Origin of the sequence: Chryseobacterium sp. PvR013, from assembly GCF_017833095.1 — a bacterium.
GTDB lineage: Bacteria > Bacteroidota > Bacteroidia > Flavobacteriales > Weeksellaceae > Chryseobacterium > Chryseobacterium culicis_A.
In genome coordinates this window covers 3,845,631-3,871,516 of record NZ_JAFIBT010000001.1, presented here as the reverse complement: position 1 = coordinate 3,871,516, position 25,886 = coordinate 3,845,631, and the positions used below count along the sequence as shown (strand labels likewise).

At 36.4% G+C, this 25,886-nt stretch carries 23 protein-coding genes; 13 read left to right on the top strand and 10 right to left on the bottom strand.

The window, feature by feature from the left end:
* Positions 1 to 10 precede the first annotated feature (10 nt).
* From JOE44_RS17680 to JOE44_RS17620, 13 genes are all read left to right on the top strand, one after another.
* Positions 11 to 1,471: a UDP-N-acetylmuramoyl-L-alanyl-D-glutamate--2,6-diaminopimelate ligase gene (locus JOE44_RS17680; protein ID WP_209786594.1), complete on the top strand. Its 1,461-nt coding sequence runs from the start codon at positions 11 to 13 to the stop codon at positions 1,469 to 1,471.
* 41 nt (positions 1,472 to 1,512) lie between these two features.
* Entirely contained in the window at positions 1,513 to 1,890 is a 378-nt protein-coding gene (locus JOE44_RS17675) for a four helix bundle protein (protein ID WP_209786593.1), read from the top strand.
* Between the two features lie 44 nt (positions 1,891 to 1,934).
* Positions 1,935 to 3,176, top strand: coding sequence for a phospho-N-acetylmuramoyl-pentapeptide-transferase (mraY, locus tag JOE44_RS17670; RefSeq protein ID WP_209786592.1), 1,242 nt, complete (start codon positions 1,935 to 1,937; stop codon positions 3,174 to 3,176).
* Positions 3,177 to 3,262: 86 nt separating this feature from the next.
* Positions 3,263 to 4,588 carry a UDP-N-acetylmuramoyl-L-alanine--D-glutamate ligase gene (gene murD / locus JOE44_RS17665; protein WP_209786591.1) on the top strand — a complete coding sequence of 442 codons (1,326 nt, stop codon included), beginning with the start codon at positions 3,263 to 3,265 and terminating at the stop codon, positions 4,586 to 4,588.
* 64 nt (positions 4,589 to 4,652) lie between these two features.
* On the top strand, positions 4,653 to 5,891 hold the full coding sequence (locus JOE44_RS17660) for an FtsW/RodA/SpoVE family cell cycle protein (RefSeq protein WP_034694212.1): 1,239 nt from the start codon (positions 4,653 to 4,655) through the stop codon (positions 5,889 to 5,891).
* 1 nt (position 5,892) lies between these two features.
* A complete protein-coding gene (gene murG / locus JOE44_RS17655; protein WP_209786590.1) occupies positions 5,893 to 6,990 on the top strand; it encodes an undecaprenyldiphospho-muramoylpentapeptide beta-N-acetylglucosaminyltransferase in 1,098 nt (365 codons plus the stop codon).
* 71 nt (positions 6,991 to 7,061) lie between these two features.
* The gene (gene murC / locus JOE44_RS17650; RefSeq protein WP_209786589.1) at positions 7,062 to 8,432 is read left to right on the top strand and encodes a UDP-N-acetylmuramate--L-alanine ligase; all 1,371 of its coding nucleotides are present in this window, start codon (positions 7,062 to 7,064) and stop codon (positions 8,430 to 8,432) included.
* A gap of 78 nt (positions 8,433 to 8,510) precedes the next feature.
* Positions 8,511 to 9,476, top strand: coding sequence for a cell division protein FtsQ (locus JOE44_RS17645; RefSeq protein WP_209786588.1), 966 nt, complete (start codon positions 8,511 to 8,513; stop codon positions 9,474 to 9,476).
* A 79-nt stretch (positions 9,477 to 9,555) separates the two neighbouring features.
* Complete coding sequence (gene ftsA / locus JOE44_RS17640) at positions 9,556 to 10,941, top strand: cell division protein FtsA (protein WP_209786587.1); 1,386 nt, start codon at positions 9,556 to 9,558, stop codon at positions 10,939 to 10,941.
* Positions 10,942 to 11,062: 121 nt separating this feature from the next.
* Positions 11,063 to 12,973, top strand: a complete 1,911-nt coding sequence (gene ftsZ, locus JOE44_RS17635) for a cell division protein FtsZ (protein ID WP_209786586.1) — start codon at positions 11,063 to 11,065, stop codon at positions 12,971 to 12,973.
* A gap of 90 nt (positions 12,974 to 13,063) precedes the next feature.
* Positions 13,064 to 13,510, top strand: coding sequence for a GatB/YqeY domain-containing protein (locus JOE44_RS17630; RefSeq protein WP_209786585.1), 447 nt, complete (start codon positions 13,064 to 13,066; stop codon positions 13,508 to 13,510).
* A gap of 452 nt (positions 13,511 to 13,962) precedes the next feature.
* On the top strand, positions 13,963 to 14,373 hold the full coding sequence (locus JOE44_RS17625) for a BrxA/BrxB family bacilliredoxin (RefSeq protein ID WP_079243608.1): 411 nt from the start codon (positions 13,963 to 13,965) through the stop codon (positions 14,371 to 14,373).
* Between the two features lie 105 nt (positions 14,374 to 14,478).
* Entirely contained in the window at positions 14,479 to 15,993 is a 1,515-nt protein-coding gene (locus JOE44_RS17620) for a GH3 auxin-responsive promoter family protein (RefSeq protein ID WP_209786584.1), read from the top strand.
* 70 nt (positions 15,994 to 16,063) lie between these two features.
* Here JOE44_RS17620 and JOE44_RS17615 read toward each other — a convergent pair whose 3' ends face one another.
* The 10 genes from JOE44_RS17615 to JOE44_RS17570 form a co-directional block, all read right to left on the bottom strand.
* Positions 16,064 to 16,474: a hypothetical protein gene (locus JOE44_RS17615; protein ID WP_209786583.1), complete on the bottom strand. Its 411-nt coding sequence runs from the start codon at positions 16,472 to 16,474 to the stop codon at positions 16,064 to 16,066.
* A gap of 31 nt (positions 16,475 to 16,505) precedes the next feature.
* The gene (locus JOE44_RS17610) at positions 16,506 to 16,868 is read right to left on the bottom strand and encodes a hypothetical protein (RefSeq protein ID WP_209786582.1); all 363 of its coding nucleotides are present in this window, start codon (positions 16,866 to 16,868) and stop codon (positions 16,506 to 16,508) included.
* 4 nt (positions 16,869 to 16,872) lie between these two features.
* Positions 16,873 to 17,844, bottom strand: a complete 972-nt coding sequence (locus JOE44_RS17605; protein ID WP_209786581.1) for an endonuclease/exonuclease/phosphatase family protein — start codon at positions 17,842 to 17,844, stop codon at positions 16,873 to 16,875.
* A 73-nt stretch (positions 17,845 to 17,917) separates the two neighbouring features.
* On the bottom strand, positions 17,918 to 18,655 hold the full coding sequence (locus tag JOE44_RS17600) for an endonuclease/exonuclease/phosphatase family protein (RefSeq protein ID WP_348635060.1): 738 nt from the start codon (positions 18,653 to 18,655) through the stop codon (positions 17,918 to 17,920).
* Between the two features lie 255 nt (positions 18,656 to 18,910).
* Positions 18,911 to 19,639: a rhomboid family intramembrane serine protease gene (locus tag JOE44_RS17595; protein WP_209786580.1), complete on the bottom strand. Its 729-nt coding sequence runs from the start codon at positions 19,637 to 19,639 to the stop codon at positions 18,911 to 18,913.
* A 6-nt stretch (positions 19,640 to 19,645) separates the two neighbouring features.
* Positions 19,646 to 21,442, bottom strand: a complete 1,797-nt coding sequence (mutL, locus tag JOE44_RS17590) for a DNA mismatch repair endonuclease MutL (RefSeq protein ID WP_209786579.1) — start codon at positions 21,440 to 21,442, stop codon at positions 19,646 to 19,648.
* A 315-nt stretch (positions 21,443 to 21,757) separates the two neighbouring features.
* Positions 21,758 to 22,585, bottom strand: coding sequence for a YoaK family protein (locus JOE44_RS17585; RefSeq protein WP_209786578.1), 828 nt, complete (start codon positions 22,583 to 22,585; stop codon positions 21,758 to 21,760).
* Between the two features lie 32 nt (positions 22,586 to 22,617).
* Positions 22,618 to 23,112 carry a hypothetical protein gene (locus JOE44_RS17580; protein ID WP_209786577.1) on the bottom strand — a complete coding sequence of 165 codons (495 nt, stop codon included), beginning with the start codon at positions 23,110 to 23,112 and terminating at the stop codon, positions 22,618 to 22,620.
* Positions 23,113 to 23,358: 246 nt separating this feature from the next.
* The gene (locus tag JOE44_RS17575) at positions 23,359 to 24,774 is read right to left on the bottom strand and encodes a HAMP domain-containing sensor histidine kinase (protein ID WP_105682862.1); all 1,416 of its coding nucleotides are present in this window, start codon (positions 24,772 to 24,774) and stop codon (positions 23,359 to 23,361) included.
* A gap of 3 nt (positions 24,775 to 24,777) precedes the next feature.
* A complete protein-coding gene (locus tag JOE44_RS17570; RefSeq protein ID WP_105682863.1) occupies positions 24,778 to 25,485 on the bottom strand; it encodes a response regulator transcription factor in 708 nt (235 codons plus the stop codon).
* Positions 25,486 to 25,886 lie beyond the last annotated feature (401 nt).

Genomic DNA, 25,886 nt, shown 5'->3' with positions numbered 1-25,886 from the left:
ATTGATAAAGATGATTATAACAGAATTAGTAAACAGAATCCCGGTATTGGAAATCCATGGTGACAACAACCGTGAGGTTACTGAGTTGGTGATCGACAGCAGAAAAGTTACAGAAAACTCTCTTTACATTGCGATGAGGGGAACAGTAGTGGATGGTCATTCATTCATTGCATCTGCTATTGAAAAAGGGGCTTCCGCAATCGTTTGCGAAGAATTCCCTGAAACATTGGCGGAGAATGTAACGTATGTTAAGGTAAAAGATTCATCTAAAGCCTTAGGTCACCTTGCTTCTAATTTCTACGGAAACCCTTCTCATAAACTGAAACTGATAGGGGTTACAGGAACTAATGGAAAAACATCTGTTTCAACCCTTCTTTTTGACGTTTTCAAAAACCTGGGCTATCCGGCAGTTTTACTTTCCACTGTTGAAATCAGAATTGGTGAAGAAATTATCCCTGCTACTCACACAACACCTGATGTGATTACGATCAACAGGATTTTAGCTGAAGCAGTGGAAAAAGGATGTGAATTTGCTTTCATGGAAGTAAGCTCACACGGAATTGCCCAAAACAGAATTGAAGGATTACACTTCAAAATTGCAGGGTTCACCAATCTTACTCATGATCATTTAGACTATCATAAAACGTTCGAAGAATATTTAAAAACCAAGAAAAGATTCTTTGACGAATTGGAAGATACAGCTATTGCCATCACCAATGTGGATGACAAGAACGGGAATGTCATGCTTCAGAATACTAAGGCTAAAAAGAAGTCTTATGCTTTGAAAACTATGGCAGACTACCACGGAAAACTTTTAGAAGTAGATTTCAACGGAATGCTGTTGAACTTCAACGGAAAAGAATTCTGGACGACACTGACAGGGAAATTCAACGTATACAACCTGTTGCTTGTATTCGGAATTGCTGAAGAACTAGGTTTTCAACAAAATGAAATTCTTCAGGCCATCAGCAAATTAAAAAGAGTTTCCGGAAGATTTGAAACATTCAAATCCGATGGGGGAATTTTCTTTATCGTAGATTATGCGCACACTCCGGATGCATTGGAAAACATTCTGGACAGCATCAACGATATCAGAACCAAAAACGAAAGATTAATCACCGTATTCGGCTGCGGAGGAGACAGAGATCATTCCAAAAGACCTGAAATGGGGAATATTGCCACAAAAAAATCAACATTGGCAATCATCACTTCGGATAATCCGAGAACAGAAGATCCTGCACAGATCATCAAAGAAATTGAAGCAGGCGTTGAACCTCAAAACTTCAGCAAATACACTTCAATTCCGGACAGAAGAGAAGCCATAAAGATGGCAATAAAATTTGCAGAACCTAAAGATATCATCTTAGTTGCCGGAAAAGGCCACGAGACCTATCAGGAAATTAATGGTGTGAAACATCATTTTGACGACAAAGAAGTAATTAATGAGCTTTGGAAATTAATGTCCAAATAAATTGAAAGATTAAACTCATTTAATGATTTAAAAATTTGATGATGACGAAGAATTTTGAAAATTTCCCAGTATATATCAAAAGTTTAGATCTTATTGAAAAAGTTTATTCATTTCTTCAGAGTCAAAGTTTTGAAAAAGAATTTGAATTTAATAACCAGATAAAAAGAGCGAGCTTTTCAATTAGCAACAATATTGCAGAAGGCTCAGAATATAACAATAACAGACAATTTATTAGATATTTAAAAATTGCAAAAGGCAGCTGTGCTGAAGTAAGAAGTATGCTGATTGTAAGTAGAAGATTAAAATTAGGTAACGAAAATAAAGCGGAAGAAATCATTACCCTTTCAAGAGAGATTTCTTCAAACATATCAAACTTTATTAAGTATTTAAGTGAAAATATTGAGAAACCCAATCTTTAAATCTTTAAATAAATTAAATTTTTAAATAATAAAAAAATAGAAACATGCTATACTATCTATACGAATATCTAACCAACCATGGAATTCACGTTCCGGGATTAGGATTGTTGAAATACATTTCCTTCCGTGCCGGAATGGCTGTATTATTCTCCCTTATTATTGCTCTTGTCTACGGAAAAAGAGTAATCAATTACCTGAGAACAAAACAAATGGGAGAATTGGTACGTGATCTTGGATTGGATGGACAGAAACAAAAAGAAGGAACTCCTACCATGGGAGGTCTTATCATTATTTTGGCAACCATCATCCCGGTATTGCTGTTTACAAGAATTACCAATGTGTATATTGTTCTGCTGCTGGTTTCAATGTTTTGGATGGGTGCAATTGGTTTCCTTGATGATTATTTAAAGAAAATCAAAAAAAATAAAGACGGTTTAAGTGGTAAATTCAAAATTGTAGGACAGGTTGGTTTAGGGCTAATTGTCGGAATTACAATGTATTTCCACCCGGATATTACTGTTAAAAGAAAATATGCAGATGCTAAGGTGGTGAACAGAAACAATGTAGAGCAAAACTTTATGCCTACAGAAAAAATCACCGTTTCCACTGTACCTTTTGCAAAGAATAACGAATTCGATTATAGTGGAATTTTATTCTGGATGAATGATAAAGATGCCCATGAGTGGGCATGGATTGTCTTTATTCCCATTGTGATCTTCATTGTAACCGCTGTTTCAAACGGAGCCAATATCACAGATGGAATTGACGGCCTCGCCGCAGGAACAAGTGCCATTATACTGCTCACACTGGCTCTTTTCGCCTACCTATCAGGGAATATCATCTTTGCAGATTATCTCAATATCATGTTCCTTCCCAATATGGGAGAAACCACCATTTTTGCCGTGGCAATGGTAGGTGCCGTGATCGGGTTCTTCTGGTACAATACCTATCCTGCACAGGTTTTCATGGGAGATACCGGAAGTCTGATGCTGGGAGGAGTCATTGCTGTTTTAGCTATTATTTTAAGAAAAGAATTGCTGATTCCTGTATTATGCGGAATCTTCTTAATTGAAAACCTGTCTGTAATGCTTCAGGTAGTTGTTTTCAAATACAGAAAAAGAAAATACGGGCTGGAATATGCCCAAAACAATAGACTATTCAAAATGTCACCATTACATCATCATTATCAGAAAGACGGATTCCACGAAAGTAAAATCGTGAACAGAATGATCATCATCGGAGTAATATTGGCTATTGTATGTCTGATCACACTAAAAATGAGATAAATTTTGTAAAAAGTAAAAAGTATTAATGTAAAAAGACACCAGATACATTGTACGTTTTACATTTTACATTTTACAAAAGAATAAATATGAAAATAGTTGTTTTAGGAGGTGGAGAAAGCGGATGTGGTGCTGCTTATTTGGCTAAAAAGAAAGGTCTGGAAGTATTTCTTTCAGATAAAGGAGCTATTAAGGATAACTATAAGCAGTTTCTTATCGATAATGAAATTGAATTTGAAGAAGGAAATCACGACGAAGAAAGGATTTTAAATGCTGACTGGATCGTAAAAAGCCCGGGAATTCCGAAAAAGGCAGACATCATCAACAAAATTCATGACAAAGGAATCAGACTTTCCTCTGAAATTGAATTTGCCTCTGAATTTACAGATGCAAAGATCATTGCCATTACCGGAAGCAACGGAAAAACAACCACTACTTCCCTGATCTATTACATCCTGAAAAATGACGGATTGAATGTCGGTTTGGGAGGAAACATAGGATACAGCTTTGCCAAACAGGTTGCAGATGAAAACCATGAATATTATGTACTGGAAGTAAGTTCTTTCCAGTTAGATGATATTCAGAACTTCAGACCCTATATTTCTTTATTGTTGAATCTGTCTCAGGATCACCTGGATCAGTACAACTACAACTATGAAGAATATGCGTTGGCAAAATTCAGAATCACGGAAAATCAGGAAAATGATAATTTCTTCATCTACAATAAGGATGATGAAATGAGCAAAAGCCTTCTTGAAAAGCTTGAAATAAAAGCTAAAATGATTCCTTTCTCTACCAAAGAGAAACTACCTGAAGGAGGTTTCATTAATGAAGATGAAATTGTGGTGAAAATGAAAGACGAATTCGCAATGAAAGTTGATGAATTGTCTCTATTGGGAAATCACAACGTTGCCAACAGCTTAGCCGCCTCTATTGCCGGTAAAATATTACAAATCAACAATGAAAGCATCAGACATTCATTGATGACATTCCAGGCTGTAGAACACAGATTGGAGTTTGTGACTGAAATTGATAGCGTAAAATACATCAATGACAGTAAGGCAACCAATGTGAACGCTACATATTATGCCTTAGAAAGTATGAAAACACCAACCGTATGGATTGTTGGTGGACTGGATAAAGGAAATGACTATACTGAAATTGAAGATTTAGTCAAAAGAAAAGTAAAGGCAATTGTTTGCCTTGGGGTAGATAATAAGAAGATCATAGATTTCTTTAAAGACAAAAAAGAAGTTATTTATGATACTTCAAGCATGGAAGAAGCGGTGAGAATTTCAAAATCATTGGCTAAAAAAGGCGATACCGTCCTATTATCTCCGTGCTGTGCAAGCTTTGACTTGTTCAAAAGCTATGAAGACAGAGGACGCCAGTTTAAAGAGCAGGTATTAAAGTAAAAATGTAAAATGTCAGATGTAAAAAGTACATTTTACTTTGTACATCATACATCAATACAAAATTATGGACGAACAGAACACAGAAAGCAGATTTGAATTTCTAAAGGGCGATAAAGTACTTTGGATGGTCATCCTTGTGATCTCCATTTTCTCTATTTTCCCCGTATACTCTGCAAGTTCAAATCTTGAATATATTGTCAATAACGGAACTACAACAGGTCACGTTATCAAGCATATGTTCTTTGTAGTCTTAGGTTTAGCCATTATGAGACTGGTAGGAACAATAAAATATGAATACATCGGAAAGCTCAGCAGTATTCTGCTCGGCCTTATGATTGTTTTATTGATCGTTACCATGTTTACCGGACAAACCATTGACGGAGCCAGTGCTTCCAGATGGTTAAAAATCCCGGGAACACCTATCTCTTTCCAGCCTTCATCATTTGCTTTCTTAATGTTAATCATCTATCTCTGTAGATATTTAACCAAAAAAATTACCAGAGAAAGGCTTCCGATAGAGAATATCATGTATATTTTCGGGCCTATCCTTCTTGTTTTTGTACTGGTAGCCAAAGATAACGGTTCTACGGCATTAATGATTTTAATGGTTTCCGTAGTGGTACTTATCATAGGACAGCTTCACTGGAAATACATTGCAGGGTTTATCTCAGCATCATTTGTAGCCATTGTTCTATTTTTATTAATAGCGCTGAATACCAATATGATTGGTGGTAACCGTGTTCACACATGGATGAGCCGTGTAGAAACATTTACTTCCAGCAAAGCAAAATCAGCTGATGTGGATGATGAAAGTGTAAAAGCGAAAAACTATCAGGTAATGCAGGCCAAAGCAGCCATTGTACATGGTGGGATTACAGGTATGGGGCCAGGAAAAAGTGCATTGAAACAAATGCTTCCACAATCTGCCTCCGACTTTATTTTCGCGGTCATTGTAGAGGAATACGGAGTGATTGGAGCCGCTTTTCTGATCAGTTTATACCTGATCATGATGATAAGGATTGTAATGATTGCCAGCAAGATGCCGGCATTTTTCGGATCGTTGCTCGTGCTCAGCCTCGGGGTAATGATCTTTATTCAGCTCTCGGTAAACATAGCCGTTGCGGTGAATCTGATCCCGGTAACTGGACAGCCGCTGCCTTTGATCAGCTATGGAGGAACCTCAATGCTGGTAACCTATTTGCAGTTAGGTATTATTTTAAATATAAGCTCAAGGATTCAGATTTATGATGAAGAAGGAATGGGTAAAAAACAAAGTATAGCAGAAATAAACGATATCGCTTAACATGGACAAAAAATTGAAAATACTATTATCAGGCGGAGGAACAGGAGGACACATCTTCCCAGCCATCGCTATTGCTGATGAAATCAGAAAGAGATTTCCTGATGCAGAATTTTTGTTCATTGGGGCCAATGGGAAAATGGAAATGGAAAAAGTTCCTCAGGCAGGCTATAAAATTGAAGGAATTGATATTGCCGGAATCGATAGAGGAAATCTTTTATCCAATCTGGGACTGCCTTTTAAGATTCTGAAAAGCTTATCAAAATCCAAAAGGATTATTAAAAACTTCGCTCCCGATTTCGCAGTAGGAACAGGAGGATTTGCCAGCGGGCCCGCTCTTTATGAAGCAAGCAAAATGGGAATTCCTATTTTCATACAGGAACAAAATGCTCATGCAGGAGTAACAAATAAAATTTTAAGCAAAAAAGCGAAAGCTGTCTTCACCGCTTACCCAAAAGTAGAAGGTTTTCCGGCAGAAAAAATAAAATTTCTGGGAAACCCGATTCGTGAAAATATTATTTCAGGAATGCAGGATACCGCTCAGGCAAAAGAAAAAATGGGATTAAATAAAGACAAACTTACAATTCTTTCTGTAGGAGGTTCTTTAGGCTCCAGAACATTGAATAATGCATGGAAATCACATTTAAAAGAAATTGTAGATAAAGATTATCAGCTGATCTGGCAGACAGGAAAGCTTGATTATAAAGATATTATAAACGAAACAAAAGATATAGACACCGGAAATGTTCAGATCCTTGAATTTATCAAAGATATGGAACTGGCTTATTCTGCTGCTGATGTCATTGTTTCAAGAGCTGGAGCAATTGCCATTTCAGAGTTGGCTGTAGCCCAAAAGCCGGTTCTTTTGGTTCCTTTCCCTTTTGCAGCGGAAGATCATCAAACCAAAAATGCCATGAACCTGGTGGAAAAAAATGCAGCAAGAATGGTAAAAGACTCTGAAATGCAGGAAAAATTCTGGAATACATTATCAGAAATCTGCGAAAATGAAAATGTAAGAAAAGAGATGTCTGACAATCTTAACTATTTTGCCAAGCCGAATGCCGCAAAAGAGATCGTAGACGAAATTTTTAATAAACTGTAAAAAGTAAAAGGTACAATGTAAAGAGTAAGAAAATACATTATACTTTGTACATAATACATTAAGACAAAAAAATGAATAATTTACAAACATATCAGACTTTTTACTTCGTTGGAATCGGAGGTATCGGAATGAGTGCATTAGCACGCTATTTCAATGCATCCGGGAAAAAAGTATTGGGCTACGATAAAACCAATACAAAATTAACTCAGAATCTGATGAACGAAGGTATTGATATTGTTTTTGAAGACCTTATTGATGAAAGGATAACTTCCCTTCAGAAAGAAAGTACACTGGTAATCTATACCCCAGCCATCAAAACGCTTGGAATTTTAGATTATTTCAATCAAAATCAGTTTGAAGTTTTAAAGAGAGCTAAAGTCTTAGGATTAATTACAGAAAATACAGACTGCATCGCTATTGCAGGAACCCATGGGAAGACAACAACGTCTACTCTCGTGGCTCACTTATGCAAAGAAGCAGATCTTCCTTTCTCATGCTTTTTAGGAGGAATTTCTGAAAACTTTAAATCCAACTTCCTGTATAATGGTTCCAAGTATTCTGTAGTAGAAGCTGATGAATATGACAGAAGCTTCCTGAACCTGTCGCCAGACTGGGCAGTAGTAACTTCTACCGATGCTGACCACCTGGATATTTATGGAGATAAAAGCCATATTGAAGAAGGATTCAGACAGTTTGCAGCTTTAGTACCTCAGGACAAACAGCTTTTTGTAAGAAAAGGACTGGAAATCGGCAGAGGACATCAAACTTATGCTGTAAATGAGCCCGCAGACTACTATTCGGATAATCTCCGTATGGATCATGATAAAATCTATTTTGATTTTCATACCCCTACTGAAACGATAAAAGATTTTGTCTGGGAAATTCCAGGAATTCACAATGTGGAAAATGCCACTGTAGCACTGGCTATTCTGCATAATTTAGGCGCAGATTTTGATACGCTGAAAAAGGCAATTGCTAATTTTAAAGGAATTAAAAGAAGATACACAAAACATATTTATCAGAATGGTAAAATTTATATTGATGACTATGCCCACCACCCTACAGAAATTAATGCTGTAATGGGCTCAATCAAAACATTTTACCCTGATAAAAAACTATTGGTAGCTTTCCAGCCCCATCTTTTCAGCAGAACAAGAGATTTCGCAGATGGTTTTGCAGAAAGTTTAAGCAAGGCTGATGAACTGATCCTTCTTGATATTTACCCTGCAAGAGAACTTCAGGAAAACTTTGAAGGGGTTACCTCAAGCTGGCTGTTGGAAAAAGTAACATTAGATAAAAAAGAAGTATCAACATTATCTGATGCTTTTGAAAAAATAAAAGAAAAAAATTTTGACATCCTTCTTACCGTGGGAGCAGGAAATATAGATACCCTGTATGATCCTATTTGTGAGTGGATTAGCACAATACAAAGTACAATGTAAGATGTACAATGTAAAGTTGAAAAGAAATTAATATAAAAATACATAAGTACATTGTACTTTTTACATTGTACAGAAAATATGAAAAATAAATACAGAATATTAAAAATTGTTGTCACGGTAATCATCCTTGGATTGTTACTGAGTTTCTCATTGAAGAGATTCAGCCACCAACAGATTACAGACAATAAGATTTCTGTAAAAATGAGTGAGAAAACTCCGGTTTATTTTGTTGATGAAAAAGATATTAGGGAGATCGTAAAAAAAGAAAATCCTTCAGGAAAAGTGGGAGATCTTAATATTCCTTCTTTAGAAAAAAGAATAAATTCTCTTCCGGCGGTAGACAGTGCCAACGTCTATTTGAACCTGAATGGAAAGCTGAATCTGGATATCAAGCAAAGAGTTCCTGTTTTCAGATTAAATAAAGACGGCAGAGATTTCTATGTGGATGAAAAAGGAATTGAATTCCCAATTTCAAGAACCTACTCACATCCATGTATGCTGGTAACCGGAAACGTACAGCCCGATGAATACGAAAAGCTGGCAGAACTGGTAGAAAAGATCGATAAGGATGATTTCAGTAAAAAATATTTTATAGGAATCTCCAAAAGCAAAGAAAGCTATAGTCTTCTTACGAGCGAAGGAAACTACAGAGTAGAGATCGGAGACCTTGATAATATTGATTTTAAAGTAAAAGGATTTAAAACTTTCGTTGAAAAATATCTGGTGTATCAGGACCCTCAAAAATACAGTATGGTTTCCGTGAAATATCAGAATCAGATTGTCACGACTTTAAACCCTTATTTTAAAGAAAATGACAGTATTTTAAAAGCAGGGAAAATGGAGCTGGCAAAAGTACCTTCTCCTGCAGCTAAAAAGGCGGAATCTAAGCCCAAGACGACAGAAGTAAAAAAAGCAAATTCCACTCCGGCCAAACCGAAAGAGGATACAAAGACGAAAACACATACAAAAGAAACAAAAAAAGCAGAGAAAAAGCCCCCCGTCAAGGCGCAGTCCAAGCCTAAGGCAAAAGTAAAAATAGAATAAGTCCTTCAGGGCATTTAATACACAAATAGGATATTATCCTTTCAAAGAAAAAAGTAGAAAAAATCAAATCGATATAAAAATGGAAAATCAAGAGTATTCAGTAGGTCTGGACATCGGGACAACGAAGATAGTCGCGATTGTCGGAAGAAGGAATGCACACGGGAAAATAGAAGTTCTCGGTGTAGGAAAAGCTAAAAGTCTTGGTGTTCATAAAGGTATTGTGAATAATATTTCACAAACTATTAATTCAATCAAGGCTGCAGTATCCGAAGCACAATCCAGTGCCGGTGTTCCTATCCGCAAAGTTACGGTAGGTATTGCAGGAAAACACATTCGTTCTCTGCAGCACTCCGATTATATTATGCGTGAACATCCTGATAAATTTATTACAGACGACGACATCGAAGCATTAAAAGATCAGGTTAAAAAACTGGTTATGCTTCCCGGAGAAGAAATTATCCACGTACTTCCTCAAGAATATAAAGTGGATTCCGAGGGTGAAATTCAGGAACCTGTCGGAATGCATGGAAAGCGTTTAGAAGCAAACTTCCACGTTGTAGTAGGCCAAATGGGCAGCATCAGAAATATTGCAAGATGTGTTCGTGAAGCCGGACTAGAAATGGAAGCCCTTACTTTAGAGCCATTGGCATCTTCAGAAGCTGTTCTTACAAAAGAAGAAAAAGAAGCTGGTGTCGCTATTGTTGACATTGGTGGTGGTACTACCGATATTGCCATCTTTAAAGATAATATCATCCGTCATACCTGTGTGATTCCATACGGAGGCGGAATTATTACCGAAGATATCAAAGAAGGCTGTTCCATCATAGAGAAACATGCAGAACAACTTAAAGTAAAATTTGGTTCGGCTGTTCCCGAATTAGAAAAAGATAGTACTTTTGTAACCATACCGGGGCTTCACGGCAGACCGGACAAAGAAATTTCTTTAAAAACGTTAGCACAGATCATCAATGCAAGAGTAGAAGAAGTTTTAGAAATGGTCAATACAGAACTGAAAGCTTATGGTGCTTTTGAACAAAAGAAAAAACTTATTGCAGGAATCGTTCTTACGGGTGGAGGTTCAAACCTGAAACACCTCCGTCAGCTGGCCAATTATACCACTGGTTTTGACAGCAGAATCGGTTTTGCGAATGAATATATTGCCAACGATAAAAATCAGTACCTGAAAGGCCCTGAATTTGCTACTTCTATCGGGCTACTGATGGAGAGTTTGAAAATCAGAGACAAAAAACACAATGCTGATGAAATGATAGAAATTGTTGCTGAACAACCAAAGCAGGAAACTGCAGCAGTACAACCTGAAACCGTGCAACCTGTACAGCAGGCAGCGCCAGTTCAGGATCAGCAGTTTTTCGAAAATGAAAGGCAAGAGAACAGAAAAGCGAAATTAACCTTCGGGCAGTCGCTTATGGAAAAAGTAAAAAAATTCTTTGAAGAAGTAGAATAAATATAAATGATAAAAGATTAATGATCAATGATACCTGAAATAGATTAATATTTATTAATTTAATAACGAATATCATTTATCAATTATCATCTATCGCTTATCAATTATTAAAAGTATAGTTATGGAAAATATAGGTACACAAGGATTTTCATTTGATTTGCCAAAAGGAAATTCATCCATCATAAAAGTAATCGGTGTAGGGGGCGGCGGAAACAACGCTCTAAAGCACATGTACGAGAAAGGAATTCACGGAGTTGATTTCGTGATTTGTAATACAGATGCTCAGACTCTTGATAATAACCCGGTTGCTAATAAAGTTCAGTTAGGAACCACAATCACAGAAGGTCTTGGAGCAGGTGCAGACCCTGAGGTTGGTGAAAAATCTGCAATCGAAAGTATTGAAGATATTAAAGCAGCTATGGGACAAAACACCAAAATGGTGTTTATCACTGCGGGAATGGGTGGTGGTACCGGTACCGGAGCAGCTCCTGTCATTGCTAAAGTAGCAAAAGACATGGGAATTCTTACTGTAGGTATTGTTACCGTTCCTTTCAGTTTTGAAGGTAAAAGAAGACTTGATCAGGCTGAAAATGGTCTTGATAAACTAAAAAATAATGTTGATTCATTAATTGTGATCAATAACGATAAACTAAGACAGCAGTTCGGAAACCTTGGATTCAAGCAGGGATTCTCAAAAGCCGATGAAGTTTTAGCTAATGCTGCGAAAGGGATGGCAGAAGTTATTACAGGTTACTTTGATGTAAACATTGACTTTAGAGATGCTAAATCTGTGCTTCAGAATTCAGGTACAGCGTTGATGTCCACAGGAACTGCTTCAGGTGAAAATAAAGCAGAAGAAGCCGTAAGAAAGGCACTTGATTCCCCATTATTGAATGATAATAAGATTACAGGTGCTAAGAACGTTCTGTTATTGATCAGAAGTGGTGCTGAAGAAGTTACTATGGACGAGATCGGTATCATCATGGACCACATTCAGAAAGAAGCTGGAAACACTGCGGATATTATTTTCGGGGTGGGTGCTGATGAAGAATTAGGAGATGCAGTAAGCGTTCTTGTTATCGCAACGGGATTCTCTAACGATAATAAGAAGTTTGCAGGGCCTACAGAGAAAATCAGAATCAGCCTTAACGACAGTTTTGAAGCTCCCAAAAATTCTCCTTTCAAAACAAGAGAGGAAAGAGAGGTAGCTCCTGAAACAACACATGATTTTGGAGGTAAAAACCTTTTCAGACTTGATGATGACCATGATACTTCTTTCAATGTGACATCTACCGAAAAAAAAATGATTATTGAAGAAGAGCAGCCAAGAACTGAAATAAAATTCTTTGATAAAGAGGAAGATGCTATAAATACACCTGAACAAAGCTGGAGAAATGAAGAAGAAGGAGAAGAGGAATACAGCTTACTCTCTATTGATGAGGAGAATGAAGATCCTAACGATCTTGAGATCCAGTCTTTCTCATTTGATTTTGAAAATAAAAAAGATGAGCCACAAGCCGGAACTCAATTCAACAACTCGTTTTCTAATGAAAAACCTGTTGAATTCAGCTTCTTTGTAAACGAGCCTACCAGAAATGAACCGAATACAGATTTTGGACAGCCAAAAGCAGAATTTAATACACCTACGAATGCTGCCGTAGCTGAACCCGCTCAAAAGATTGAAACATTCTACCAGAAACAGGAAGAACCAAAAGCGGAAACAAGATCAGCTTTTCAAAACAAAACAGAAATTGAAACTCCAAAAACTGAAGAATCAGAATTCACTTTCGTGAATAAAACGATTGATCAGGACAGAGTCATTGAAAGAAGAAATAAATTAAAAGAATTCAACTCACGCTACCAAAATTTTGACAGTACCAGTGAATTCGAATCTATTCCTGCTTTTAAAAGAAAAAATATTTCTATCGACGGAAACAATGCATCAGACCAGAATATCAACACTTATTTGTCTGATAACAATGGGTCTATGCAGATCAGAGAGAACAGATTTTTAAATAAAGACGTTGATTAAATGCTATAAGCAGTATGCAGTAAGCCATAGGCCATTCCAGCCCAATCAAAAAGCTTACTGCTTATTGCCTAAAGCCCCAAATATATAAACATGAGCTTAGAAAATATAATAACCGAAGCTATAAAAACAGCAATGAGAGCTAAAGACAAAGTGGCTTTGGATTCTCTACGCGCTGTAAAATCTCAGATATTACTGATTAAAACTGAAGCCGTTGGAGCCGAAGTAAGCGCAGAACAGGAAATTGCTATTCTTCAGAGAATGGTAAAACAACGTAAGGATTCTTACGAACAGTTTACTGCACAGGGAAGAAATGATCTTGCAGAAGTAGAAGACGCTCAGATGAAAATTATTGAGCAGTTTTTACCCAAACAGCTTTCTGCTGAAGAATTAGAAACAGAAATTAAAAATATTATTTCTGAAGCCGGTGCTGAATCTATTAAAGATTTAGGGAAGGTAATGGGAGTTGCATCAAAAACATTAGCCGGAAAATCTGACGGAAAAAGTATTTCCGAGATGGCTAAAAAGCTCCTTTCTTAATGTGATCCGTGTTTAAGTTTAGAGTAATTTCAAAGCCTGAAAACACGTCTCACCCATAACTATAGGATATACAACCTTTGCATATCGATTTGATTAAAGAAGCCCGGAACTCTTCAGTTCCGGGCTTCATTTCTTTGGATATTAAAGTTTGTTAATCAGTTTGATTCTAAACTGAAAAAAGAATTAAGCTACTACCATATTTCAGAGAGTATTTAAGTGATTGATTGCTTGAGGGAAAGCCTTAAATGTTTTTTTCATGGTCGTTTGTTTTTCAGAATCATTTCAAATTTAATAATAATATTTTATTATTCCTAATTTTAATTCACATTTTTTAGAATATTATTACAATATTAATACTTGGTTAATTTTATATGACTAATCAATTGATAGTTTTTATATATTGAACAAACGCAAAGAATTGCTTAACTTTGTAGAGATAAAAAACAAAATATATGTATCCAACAGATTTAGTAATGCCTATGAAGGCAGAGCTTACAGATAAAGGTTTTCAGGATTTAACAACTCCCACTCAGGTAGAAGATGCTTTAAAGCAATCCGGAACTACCCTATTGGTAATCAACTCCGTATGTGGTTGTGCTGCAGGTGCTGCAAGACCAGGAGTAGTATACTCTTTAACAGGAGACAAAAAACCAGATCATTTAACAACTGTATTTGCAGGATTTGATACTGAGGCTGTGGTAGAAGCAAGAAAACACCTTGCTCCATTCCCTCCAAGTTCTCCATGTGTAGCACTTTTCAAAGATGGTGAATTGGTTCACATGCTGGAAAGACACCACATCGAAGGGAACCCGGCAGGTGCTATTGCCGCAAACCTTCAGGCTGCATACGATGAGTATTGTTAATAAACAACAAACTAGATATCAAACCGTTACAAATTTTGTAACGGTTTTTTTATTTAATCACGTAAAAAATTTTCTGAAAATTCAAATATCATTATATTTGTTGAAATGGCAACCAAAGCACTTTTCAATACCGTAGTCAACTGGTTCATCCGTCAAAGGATTGATCAGATACAGAATTTCATGGATCATCCCATTGAAACCCAGAAAGGTATACTCTTTTCTCAATTGTTTCATGCGGAGGATACAGAATATGGCAAACTATACGGATTCAATTCTATATCAAGTTATCAGGATTTTAAAAACAAAGTTCCTATTGTCACCTATGAAGAAATGGAACCTTTTATTGAAAAAGCAAGACAGGGATATAAAGATGTAAGCTGGCCCGGTCTCATTAAACATTTTGCCAAATCATCGGGAACCACCAATGCGAAAAGCAAATTTATTCCCATCTCTGCAGAAAGCCTTGAATACTGCCACATGAAAGCAGGAAAGGATATGGTTTCCATCTACGCCAACAACCATCCTGAAAACCAGCTTTTTAATTATAAAAACTTACGTTTAGGAGGAAGCTCCGAATTGTATGCTGATTTTAATACAAAATTTGGCGATTTATCAGCTATTTTGATTGACAATCTTCCGTTTTGGGTAGAAATTACCACCACACCAAGCAAGAAAGTTTCTTTGATGGGTGAATGGGAAAGCAAGCTGAAAGCAATCACTTCCGAAGTAAAGAATGAAGATGTAGGAAGTATCCTTGGAGTACCCAGCTGGATGATGGTTCTTTTGCAGAGAGTATTAAAAGAAACCAATGTAGAAAGTATTTCTGAACTGTGGCCTAATTTAGAGGTGTTTTTTCACGGCGGAATAAGCTTTAAACCCTATCGGGAACAATTCAGGCAGATCATCGGAAAAAACATCAATTACTACGAAATTTATAATGCTTCCGAAGGTTTCTTCGGGATACAGGACAGACCGGACAGTGATGAGATGCTTCTGATGCTGGATTATGGGATATTTTATGAGTTTATCCCAATGGATCAGTTCCATTTTTCAAATCCTAAGGTCGTAAGCCTGGAAGATGTGGAAGTAGGAAAAAATTATGCAATGGTCATCACAACCAACGGAGGACTTTGGAGATACCTGATTGGAGACACTGTTGTTTTTACTTCAGTTAATCCTTTCAGAATAAAAATAACGGGAAGAACCAAACATTACATCAATGCTTTTGGGGAGGAACTGATGATTACCAACGTAGAATCAGCCCTTTCAAAGGCTTGTGAAGCAACGGGTGCCCAAATCACGGATTTTACAGGAGCTCCTGTATTTATGAACGGAAATGAAGGAGGTGCTCATGAATGGATTTTTGAATTCAGCCAGCATCCGGATGATCTGGACAGCTTTATTGATGCTTTTGACAAGCATTTAAAGACCATCAATTCAGACTATGAAGCAAAGAGATACAACAATATAACGCTTAAAAGACCTATTGTACATATCGCTAAAAGCAATCTGTTTTATCATTGGCTGGAAGCTAAAGGAAAACTTGGCGGACAAAATAAAGTGCCCAGATTAAGCAATGACAGAGAATACATTGATCCTTTGCTGGAAATGAATAAATAAGAGAGAAAGATTCCCCACTCTCAATTGTATACTAAAAAGCCGTAGTTCAATAGAATTACGGCTTTTTCATTTATTTGCTTAAATCTTCTTTTACTTTCTTCGCGGCTTCCTCTACTTTCGAAGCTCCTTTTTTCGCAGCTTCTTTTGCATCCTGCCCTACTTTATTCGCTTCAGTTTTAATATCCTGTCCCGCTTTGTGAAGATCCTGTTTTGTTTTATCAGCTGTCGCATCAATTTTATCTTTTGCTTTCTGAGCAGCATCGTCAATTTTGTTACCCGCTTCATCTACTTTTGCTTTCACATCTTCTTTTGCATCGTTGATCTTTGCTGTATCAACGGTGTTTGGCGTCTCTGAAACAGTAGTCGTGGTAGTGGTAACAGATCCGTCAGGGTTTTCTACCTGTTCTGTTTTTGTTGTTGATTTTGTGCATGCTACAGTGAATACTGAGATTGTTACTGCAGCCAAGATTTGTTTTTTCATATTGTATATTGTTTAATGATGTTTGTAGTGTTTATTGTGCCTTCGTGTCCTGAGCAGGAGGTGTTTCTGAAGCTTTTTGTTTCTTTTCTGCTTCAACCTTCTTTTTTTCCTCTTCCTGTTTTGCTTTGTTTTCTTTTTCCAGCTCTGCTTTTAGCTTATTTTCTTCTTCCTGAAGCTTTTTAGCCTGTTTTACAGAATCAATATACTGAGGAGAAGACATTCTTATTTTTCGGGCGATATCCACTGAAACAGCTCCTGTAGAAAAGGAATCAATAGCCGTGGTATCATACCGAACTTTCACTTCCTGTTCAGCTCCGAAACCTGGAGATTCTTTCTTGGAACAGGCAGTAAAAAGGATAATAAAAATAAAAATCGCAGACAGTAAATTTTTCATGGAACTAATTTAATCGAAATTCTGCAATTACAGGATAGTGATCCGATAATTTCACAGATTGATCTACTTTATAGCTTAGCGGAATGATTGATTTCGATGTAAAGATATAGTCAATTCTCAAAGGAACTTTATAATCATGAAAACTACTGGCACTTCCCTTTCCGGCCACTAAAAATGCATCCTGAAGATCCTTTCCAAGATTATAATATTCATATGAATTGGGAACGGAATTAAAATCTCCGGCCAAAATCACAGGGTAAGGTGATAAATCAACCATTTTTCTGATTCTTTTTACCTGATCTTCATGAGCCTGGAATGTTGGAGTCATATGGGAAAGCAATGTAGAAATATTTCCAAAACCTAATCCATCAAGTTTCGTAAACATAGATTTATTAAGCCTGAAAGGTTCAAGATAAATATTAATAATTCTGATTACTTTTCCATTGATGTCTATATCAGCATAAAATGAATTTCCACGTGCTTTTTCATCAATAAGTTCTGCCTGTCTTACAATTTTATGTTTAGTTTTAAGAATAACTGACGGATATTTTATAAGATCACGTTTTATAACACGATTTGTATCTTTTTCCTGTACAAGAATAATATCCGCATCCTGTGCCATGATATAATCTTTTACTTTATCCCAGCCATATTCTCCGTATTTCACATTAAAAGTCAGTACTTTAATATCCCGTATTGTTTTTAAATTTTCAGTTTTAGGAGAAAAATTGACCCATCGTCTGATTGGGTTGTAGAAAATAAGTGTACCTAAGGCAAAAGCAATCGCAATCTTTTCTTTTTTGAAGATCCATACCAGCGTAAGAATCACATGTGCCAGAATCAGATAAGGAAAACCAAGAGACAGAAGATTCAGGTTGCCTAAAATATTGGGTGGAATCCATGCATTCCCCAATGTGCATAACAGCAAAACAGCAACAACGATATGTATAAATAGTAATATCTGGTTCGACTTCATGAAAAAACGGTCTTGGTACGGTTTTCTTTCAACAAAAATCCTACCAAGCAGACAATTTTAACTCTTTTTATGATTATTTGTCCTCCGTAGAAAACTTAACTGTGACAGGATAATGATCTGAAATACTTACAGAACGGTCAACTTGATAAGATATTGCCTTTAATGATTTTGAAGAAAACACATAGTCTATCCTGATCGGAAATTTATAGTCGTGAAAACTGGTTGCACTTCCTTTCCCCGCAGTTAAAAATGCATCTTCAAGACCTTCTGATAAATGGTAATACTCATAAGAATTGGGCACAGAATTGAAGTCTCCTGCTAAAATTACCGGATAGGGAGAATTATCAATGACTTCCCGAATGAGAGCCACTTGTTCCTGATGTTTTTTAAAAGTTGGAATGAGTCTTTTTATAATATCTTTTAACTTTTGTTCATTAGTATCTGTATTTCCGTTAAGCTTCACCATATCTTTTTCGAAGCGGAAAGGATGAAGATAAACATCAATAAACCGATATACCCTGCCATTAATTTCTATATCAACCAGTAAACCAGGAACCCTTACATTATCATCCTGTGGATCTATGATCTGTTGTTTAATGATTTTATGCTTAGTCAAAAGCATTAACCCTTTGCCAGGGTTTGTTTTCTGATACCCTTCAAATTGATATTTTCTACCCGAGTCCTCTTGTAAAAGCAGAACATCTGCATTCTGAGTTCTAAGATAGGGCCCAATATCTTTATTTCCTCCACCTCTGGTATTGAAAGAAACTACTTTTATTTCAGAATTCCCTTTTTGATCAGAATAATTCACCCACCGTTTTACAGGATTTATAAATGCCAACCCAGCAAACATAAATACAAAAGCCCGCTTTTTCCAGCTGAATACCCAGAAGATAGTTAGCACAATATATAAAATGACTAAAATCGGGAATCCCAGCGACAGTAAATTAAACCACGGAAAAATCTTTGGGGGAACATAGGCATTTAATAATGTACCTAGCAGCAAAAATAGAATTCCAAGATGTAGAATGAATAATATGAGACGGAAAATTTTCACAAGATTATTTTAATTGAATCGGTACAAATGTTTTTTCCAAATTCTTGCCAGCAGCCAACCCACCAAAGCTCCTCCTACGTGAGCCAAGTGGGCAATACCGCCTCCGTTTCCTGATAATCCAAGATATATTGAAATTACCACAATAATGGGTAACAAATACTTTACTTTAATCGGAACCGGAATAAACATAATACCAATTTTAGAATCCGGATATAATGTTGCAAATGCCGCTACTACTCCGAAAATAGCTCCAGAGGCACCCACCATTGGTGTGGCCACAATACCTTTTAAACTTTCAAGTAACTCTTTTTGTTTAAGAACGGAAGTTGTATTTCCTGCAAATTCAACACTTGCACCAGATAAATAGGCATTGACATTAAATCCTAGCTGCTCCAATTCGCGGGAAAGTTGCTGAACTTCTACAAAGTTCCATAAATTAAAAAGGAAAAATGCTCCCAAGCCACTTGCAAAGTATAAAATCAAATACTTTTTGTCACCTAAAGTCTGTTCCAGAATAGGACCAAAACTAAAGAGTGTCATCATATTAAATAAAATATGCATAATACTTCCATGCATAAACATATGGGTAATAACCTGCCATGAATGGAAAAAGGGAGAGAACGGATAAAAGCCGGCGAGATAACCAATAATCTGGTTTCCCATAAAGTAAGTAACAATAAATACTATAACATTGATTATAATAATATTCCTTGTAATTGGCGGTATATTGTCAAACATAATTTTTTAAAATTTGTTTTTAAAGTCGTTAAACGGAACTTCATAAAAACATCTTTTGCCGTCCGGTAAAAATTCCGGGAAGCCTAATGCTGTAAAGTCTTTGATAAGCTGTTCCGCATCTTTTTTATAAATAAAGTCAAATCTTGACTTCGACTGCATTTTGTTCCATTGGTTATGGTAATACTGCATGAATTCTTCTTCTGTCTTGTATTCCAGGATTTCAAAAAGATTTTCCAGGAACTTCATAGCCTGGGTTTCTTTCAGGCCTTCGGGAAGTGAATCTATTCGAAGTACACTTTCATGAGCAATTTTCATGTCAAACCCTAATTCCGGAAGATATTTTTTGATCGAATTGTATTTGGTCTTCTCGATTTCATTCATGTGGTACTCCAGAGAGAAAAGAAGAGCATGGCTGTTTGTATTTGATTTTCTGGTAGATTTATTTCCCTCAGAAACCAAAAGCCTGTGCATTCTTCCCAAATCCAGCATTAAAGTAACGTCTCCTTTATTGAAAAGCCAGTAACCATTGGGAAGTCTCATAAGGTCTTCGTCAAAATCTTCATCTTCAAACAAGTTGATCTTCGAAGGCTCTGCCGTTATATTCTGATGATACATTTCTGTAAGGTTCTGAATTTCTTCAGGATGCACTACATTTTTTTCTTCAAGGAAAGGATTATAGTCTTTATCTACAATAATTTCAGGCATTTTGATAATGCCTCCACTTATTCCGCCACCATTACCTTTACTTGGAATGGGCTTATTCATCATTTCATCCAGTTCCGGATCTCTGTCAAAATCAAGGCTTGGAGACACATTATAAATTCCTAAAGATCTTTTAATCGTTGAACGCAGTAAAGCAAAAATAAGGTGCTCATCTTCAAATTTTACTTCTGTTTTCTGTGGATGGATATTGACGTCTATTTTCTCCGGATCAAGCTCCAGGAAAAGGAAAAACGAAGGTACATATCCGGGTTGAAGCAATCCTTCAAAAGCTTCCTGTACGGCTTTATTGAAGTACGGACTTCTGAAATATCTGCCGTTTACAAAAAGAAACTGCTCTCCTCTTGCTTTCTTAGCGCCTTCGGGTTTAGCAACAAAACCGTGAAGCTTACACCAGATAATATCTTCTTTAATGGGTATCAACAGCGGCTGAAGCTTTCTTCCGAAAACATCTACAATACGCTGCATCTGGCTTCCTTTTCTCAGTCTGAAAACAGCTTCATCATCATGAAACAGAGAAAATTCCAGATTCTCATGAGCTAATGCAACCCGCTGAAACTCATCAATAACATGTCTGAATTCAACATTATTATTTTTCAAAAACTTCCTTCTTGCAGGAACGTTATAAAAAAGATTTTTTACTAAAAAGTTTGATCCGTCTGCTGTCTGAATTGGGTCCTGAAATTGGAAAACCCCACCTTCAATGTAAATATTGGTTCCGATGGAAGTATCTTTCTGTTTTGTTCTGAGCTCCACCTGAGAAACCGCAGCAATGGAAGCCAAAGCTTCTCCTCGGAATCCTTTTGTGGCAATCCTAAAGATATCTTCTGTTCCTTTGATTTTGGAGGTAGCGTGTCTTTCAAAGGCCATCCGTGCATCTGTTTCAGACATTCCTTTTCCGTCGTCTACCACCTGAATAAGGTTTTTCCCGGCATCTCTGATGATCAATTCAATCTTCGTTGCATCTGCATCTATAGCATTTTCCAAAAGTTCTTTCACGATGGATGCAGGCCTCTGCACCACCTCTCCTGCTGCAATTTGGTTGGCTACATGATCCGGTAAAAGCTGAATAATATCTGACATAAAAACGTAAATCAACTTACAAAAATAGTCAATGGAAACGGGAATTAAAATACTAAAATCGTGATTTAATATTTAATTATCAACATTTTTGCCTATTTATCCCCAACTGATTTTTTTAATGTTTGTAATGAAGGGCGTTAGCAAGTTGATCCGTCTCATCCGGAAACTTTCATTTCACCGACCATGGAAAGAGGACAAAAAACAATAAAAATACCAATAATGAAGTTAGTTTTTCAGAAAAACGCCCCTATTCCATCATAAAATAAGGGCGTTTACAGCTAGTTTATACAAAAAAATAATAGTGTGTTTTACATTTTAATCCTCAAAGACAAGTTTTCTTTTCTTCTCTCTTTTAGGAATTCCATGGATTTTCTCATACAGATAAGCAAAAATATTGGGCTTTCTGTAGATCCTGTTGTATCTGTACTTCGTATTGAAGTGACGAATATGAATTTTATAAGCATCATACCCGATGACAATCAACAGACATATACTGATTATATAGAAGACTCTGAATTCAAGATAGTAGTAAGTTAACCCTGAGAATACTGCTCCCATCACATAGGCAAGCATGATACTCATCAGAAGTTTTGCTCTGCCAATCAGTTCTCCGTTTCTTCTGTACTTTTTCTGTGTAAACATGGATACCAGGATTCCCAGGTCGGTGGTTGTTCCGGTAAGGTGGGTTGTTTTCACAGAGAAGTTGGAGATACTTGCCGTTAATCCGTTTTGCAATCCGGTAGCAAAAAGCATCAATGCTACTAAATATTCTGTTTCTTCTAATGTTTTCTGATAATAAAACTGCCCGTATATTCCTACAAAAAGAAGACATAAAATTTCCAGCGCAATAGGCATAGAATGGGCAAAATATTTACTTTTTTTATTAAAATTGATAACAATAAAGTTGGACAGAAAGCTTCCGAAGAAGAACAAAAAGATCCATCCTCCTACTACTCCTACCTGCGTCCAGTTTCCTTTACTGATTTCTGCCGCCAAAATAGCGTAGTGTCCCGTTACGTTTGATGTAAAAGAGAGAAATATCAATAGGGAAGCAATATTTATAGTACCTGCCGTAAAGGCAGTCAGCGTCCCCAACCTGATATTGTCTCCCAGTGTCCTGCTGTTACTATAATTTCTTAACATTTTTTATCTTTTTAAATAGTGTTTAATTCTTTTTAGACCTCTACAAAGATCTCCGCCAGTCTTCCTCTTTCCGGAAGCCTTTCTCTTACCTCAACTGTAATTTCGTGAGATTGAAGTTCTTTGCATTTTTTGATATAAGGAATCAGATCGAATTTGCCTTTTCCTTTGCTTTTAATAGATGGAGAATAATAAGCTTCCTCAATATTTTCTGCCTTTACATACTGGTTAAATGTTCTTTGGAAACTTCCTGTAAAGACATCACAGATGATTTTGTTAACCAGATGAGGATATTTATTACTGATAATTCCGAAGGCATCACAGAATTCCGAAGGTCTGATTTTATTGAAAATAGATGTTTTGGTACTGAACAAAAGATCTCTGATAGAATCTCCGGAATCATACCCGGAAGTCAGAAGGATATTATATTGGTTCTGATCTTCTGATGCCTCTTTCTCTTTAAGTACTTTTTTCAATATGTTCAATGACTCAAGAGAGTAATCTGTTGCAATTAAAATTGTTTTAGCCATGTTCTTTATTATTTTGTATCGTGTTTATCTTTTTTGATGATACAAAACTAGAACGACCATATTAGAAGGTCTTTGGAATAGAATTAAAATGTGATTAAAGAGATTAAAATGAGATTAGAAAATTGTTAAGGGGAGTTAATATAACGAAAAATCAAAATCGAAAAAGAGTGAACATACCCACACAACACCCTGACTATCAAAACAAACAAGGTAAAAACAGTTTAATAAAGTTCAGGATAAAGATATTTATTTGTTGATCTCTTCTCCTTTCTGCATCATACTATAGAAATTAGGAAAACGCATCTGTACAGTGGTTCCCTGATTCTCATGGGAGCTTACAATCAGTTCACCGTGGTGCATTCTTACGATATTTCTGGCCAATGGAAGCCCGATTCCGTAGCCTTCGTAATTATTGGTATTGGAAGCTCTGAAGAACGGATCGTAGATTTTATTCATTTCTACCTCCGGAATTCCGATTCCATTATCTTTTACAATAATATAAACGTCTGTATTGGTAGCTCCTAATGAAACTTTAACCTGCTGGAAATTAGAGTATTTACATCCATTACTGATGATGTTGGCCACTGCAAGATGCAATAGCTGTTCATTCCCCTGTACTTTTAATTTTTTAGGATTATCGGGAAGCATGCTGATATCCAGATAAATATTATTTCTGGAATCAATCCTTCTGAGGGTTTCTATGACATCCCAAAGCAGCTGGTCAATTCTCACCTTATCCATCTTCTGGATCTTTCCGTCAAATCCGGTTTGGGCAATCATTAAGAGTGCTTTGATCTTTTTATCCAGCTTTTCAGCTTCATCCAGAATAATCCCCAGAGTTTCTTTATATTCGTCTGCGGTTCTGCTGATGGAAAGCGCTACATCCGCTTCTCCCATAATGGAAGTCAAAGGAGTTCTCAATTCGTGGGAAACATTTCCGATCAGGTGATTCTGGGTTTCGAAAGACGTTTCAATACGGTTGAGCATATCGTTGAAAGTATCTACCAACTCATTCAACTCCTTATTATCAGGCTGTGCTTCCAATCTTAAGTGAAGGTTTTCTGAACTGATCTCCTTTACTTTTCCGGTAATTTTTAATATTGGCCTGAATAACGTTTTTGAAAGATAAAACGAAAAGATCATACTAAAGAACAGCGATAATACGATACAGGTAAGCAGTGTTCTTTTTAAAAAACCCAGATAGTAAACAACATAGTGGTTTTTGGCAGAAGCTATCGCAATATAATCTTTATCATCGTATCTGAAACTCTGCCCAATGTAATAGAATTCCTGATCATTATAATTGGATTCCCCTTCTTTGATGATATTTTTAAAGAAGTAAGCTGGAATATGGACTTCCTGGGATATTTTTTTGAAATTGGAGTCGGTAGGAACCGCAAAAACATAGTCTTTTTCCATCGGAAGTTCTTCATCATTCAGGCTGCTGAGAACATAGTTTTCCGGAAGGTCAAGATGGTCTTTGCTCTTTTCAATCTGAACAATAGTAGCTGTTCTGATCTTCAGCAGTTCATAAAACCTCTGATGTGAAAAATTAACGATTGAAAAGTACACCAAACCACTGAACAGCAAAATGATGGCGGTAAAAACCAGCATTAAAAGTACCATCGTTTTGGTTTGATTTGTAATCACTTTATTAAACATTCATTATGTTTTTTTCAACACATACCCCATTCCTATCACGGTATGAATCAATTTATTATCATCCTGGCTATCCAGTTTTTTTCTTAAATAGTTTACATATACATCTACTACATTGGTTCCCAACTCATAGTTTACTCCCCACACTGCGTCCAGAATTTCCGCTCTGGAAATTACTTTTTCCGGATTATTCAGGAAATACAACAGGAGTTTATATTCTGTGGAAGTAAGGGAAATGTCTTCTCCCGAACGGGTTACCTTCTTTGTATAATCATTCACCATCAGATCAGAAAACTGAAATACATGTTCATTATCCGGTTCCGGTTCAGTAACTTCCTGCGGACCGTTGTTGTTGCTTCTTCTTAGCAGAGATTTCACACGGGCAACCAGTTCAATAAATTTAAAAGGTTTTACCAGATAATCATCTCCACCACTTTCCAGTCCCAGAACAATATTTTCAGAAGTTCCCAAAGCCGTCAGAAATAAAATCGGAACACTCTGATTGGTTTTTCTTATCTCTTTACACACATCCAAACCATTCATTTCCGGAAGCATGATATCTAAAATAACAAGATCGAAATCGTTAGCCTGTACCAGCTGTACTCCTGTGCGTCCGTCAAAAGCCACAGAAATTTCATATCCGTTTTCCTGAAGTCCTTTTTTAATAAAGGATACCACGCTTGTTTCGTCTTCGATAAGAATAATTTTTTTCATAAATGAAATAAGGAGTTTTACAAAAATAGGGAATTTTTCCTGGGATGGGCAAACCTGAAACAGAGAAAGGAAAGGAGGCTAGAAGATGGGAGTCTATTACGACCTTTTTATGATTCGGTTCAGATGAATTAGATTTAACGCAAAATCCGCAAGGCATTTTCAACATAAAATTATAAAATGATCGCAAGGGCGTTTCACTATGCAATGATCGCATTCTTAGCTGAACGAAGGCCCTCGCGATCGAAAATAAAACAGTATAATAAACTTACTAGCTTTGCGTTTTTCATTTTTCCACTTTTGTATCACTTTACCTTTTTATGAATTCCTCTTTTTACCATACAACCTATATAGAATAATATTACCTTTGTTTTTAATAGAATGATGAATAAATAATTCAGGTT

Excerpts from the sequence above, each read along its gene's own strand:
- mraY (WP_209786592.1), top strand. The coding sequence starts at position 1,935 with ATGCTATACTATCTATACGAATATCTAACCAACCATGGAATTCACGTT.
- mutL (WP_209786579.1), bottom strand. The coding sequence starts at position 21,442 with ATGTCAGATATTATTCAGCTTTTACCGGATCATGTAGCCAACCAAATT.
- ftsZ (WP_209786586.1), top strand. The coding sequence starts at position 11,063 with ATGGAAAATATAGGTACACAAGGATTTTCATTTGATTTGCCAAAAGGA.
- JOE44_RS17675 (WP_209786593.1), top strand. The coding sequence starts at position 1,513 with ATGACGAAGAATTTTGAAAATTTCCCAGTATATATCAAAAGTTTAGAT.
- JOE44_RS17575 (WP_105682862.1), bottom strand. The coding sequence starts at position 24,774 with ATGTTTAATAAAGTGATTACAAATCAAACCAAAACGATGGTACTTTTA.
- JOE44_RS17580 (WP_209786577.1), bottom strand. The coding sequence starts at position 23,112 with ATGGCTAAAACAATTTTAATTGCAACAGATTACTCTCTTGAGTCATTG.
- JOE44_RS17620 (WP_209786584.1), top strand. The coding sequence starts at position 14,479 with ATGGCAACCAAAGCACTTTTCAATACCGTAGTCAACTGGTTCATCCGT.
- JOE44_RS17610 (WP_209786582.1), bottom strand. The coding sequence starts at position 16,868 with ATGAAAAATTTACTGTCTGCGATTTTTATTTTTATTATCCTTTTTACT.
- JOE44_RS17585 (WP_209786578.1), bottom strand. The coding sequence starts at position 22,585 with ATGTTAAGAAATTATAGTAACAGCAGGACACTGGGAGACAATATCAGG.
- murG (WP_209786590.1), top strand. The coding sequence starts at position 5,893 with ATGGACAAAAAATTGAAAATACTATTATCAGGCGGAGGAACAGGAGGA.
- JOE44_RS17570 (WP_105682863.1), bottom strand. The coding sequence starts at position 25,485 with ATGAAAAAAATTATTCTTATCGAAGACGAAACAAGCGTGGTATCCTTT.
- JOE44_RS17645 (WP_209786588.1), top strand. The coding sequence starts at position 8,511 with ATGAAAAATAAATACAGAATATTAAAAATTGTTGTCACGGTAATCATC.
- JOE44_RS17595 (WP_209786580.1), bottom strand. The coding sequence starts at position 19,639 with ATGTTTGACAATATACCGCCAATTACAAGGAATATTATTATAATCAAT.
- JOE44_RS17615 (WP_209786583.1), bottom strand. The coding sequence starts at position 16,474 with ATGAAAAAACAAATCTTGGCTGCAGTAACAATCTCAGTATTCACTGTA.
- JOE44_RS17625 (WP_079243608.1), top strand. The coding sequence starts at position 13,963 with ATGTATCCAACAGATTTAGTAATGCCTATGAAGGCAGAGCTTACAGAT.
- JOE44_RS17630 (WP_209786585.1), top strand. The coding sequence starts at position 13,064 with ATGAGCTTAGAAAATATAATAACCGAAGCTATAAAAACAGCAATGAGA.
- JOE44_RS17605 (WP_209786581.1), bottom strand. The coding sequence starts at position 17,844 with ATGAAGTCGAACCAGATATTACTATTTATACATATCGTTGTTGCTGTT.
- murC (WP_209786589.1), top strand. The coding sequence starts at position 7,062 with ATGAATAATTTACAAACATATCAGACTTTTTACTTCGTTGGAATCGGA.
- JOE44_RS17660 (WP_034694212.1), top strand. The coding sequence starts at position 4,653 with ATGGACGAACAGAACACAGAAAGCAGATTTGAATTTCTAAAGGGCGAT.
- JOE44_RS17680 (WP_209786594.1), top strand. The coding sequence starts at position 11 with ATGATTATAACAGAATTAGTAAACAGAATCCCGGTATTGGAAATCCAT.
- ftsA (WP_209786587.1), top strand. The coding sequence starts at position 9,556 with ATGGAAAATCAAGAGTATTCAGTAGGTCTGGACATCGGGACAACGAAG.
- murD (WP_209786591.1), top strand. The coding sequence starts at position 3,263 with ATGAAAATAGTTGTTTTAGGAGGTGGAGAAAGCGGATGTGGTGCTGCT.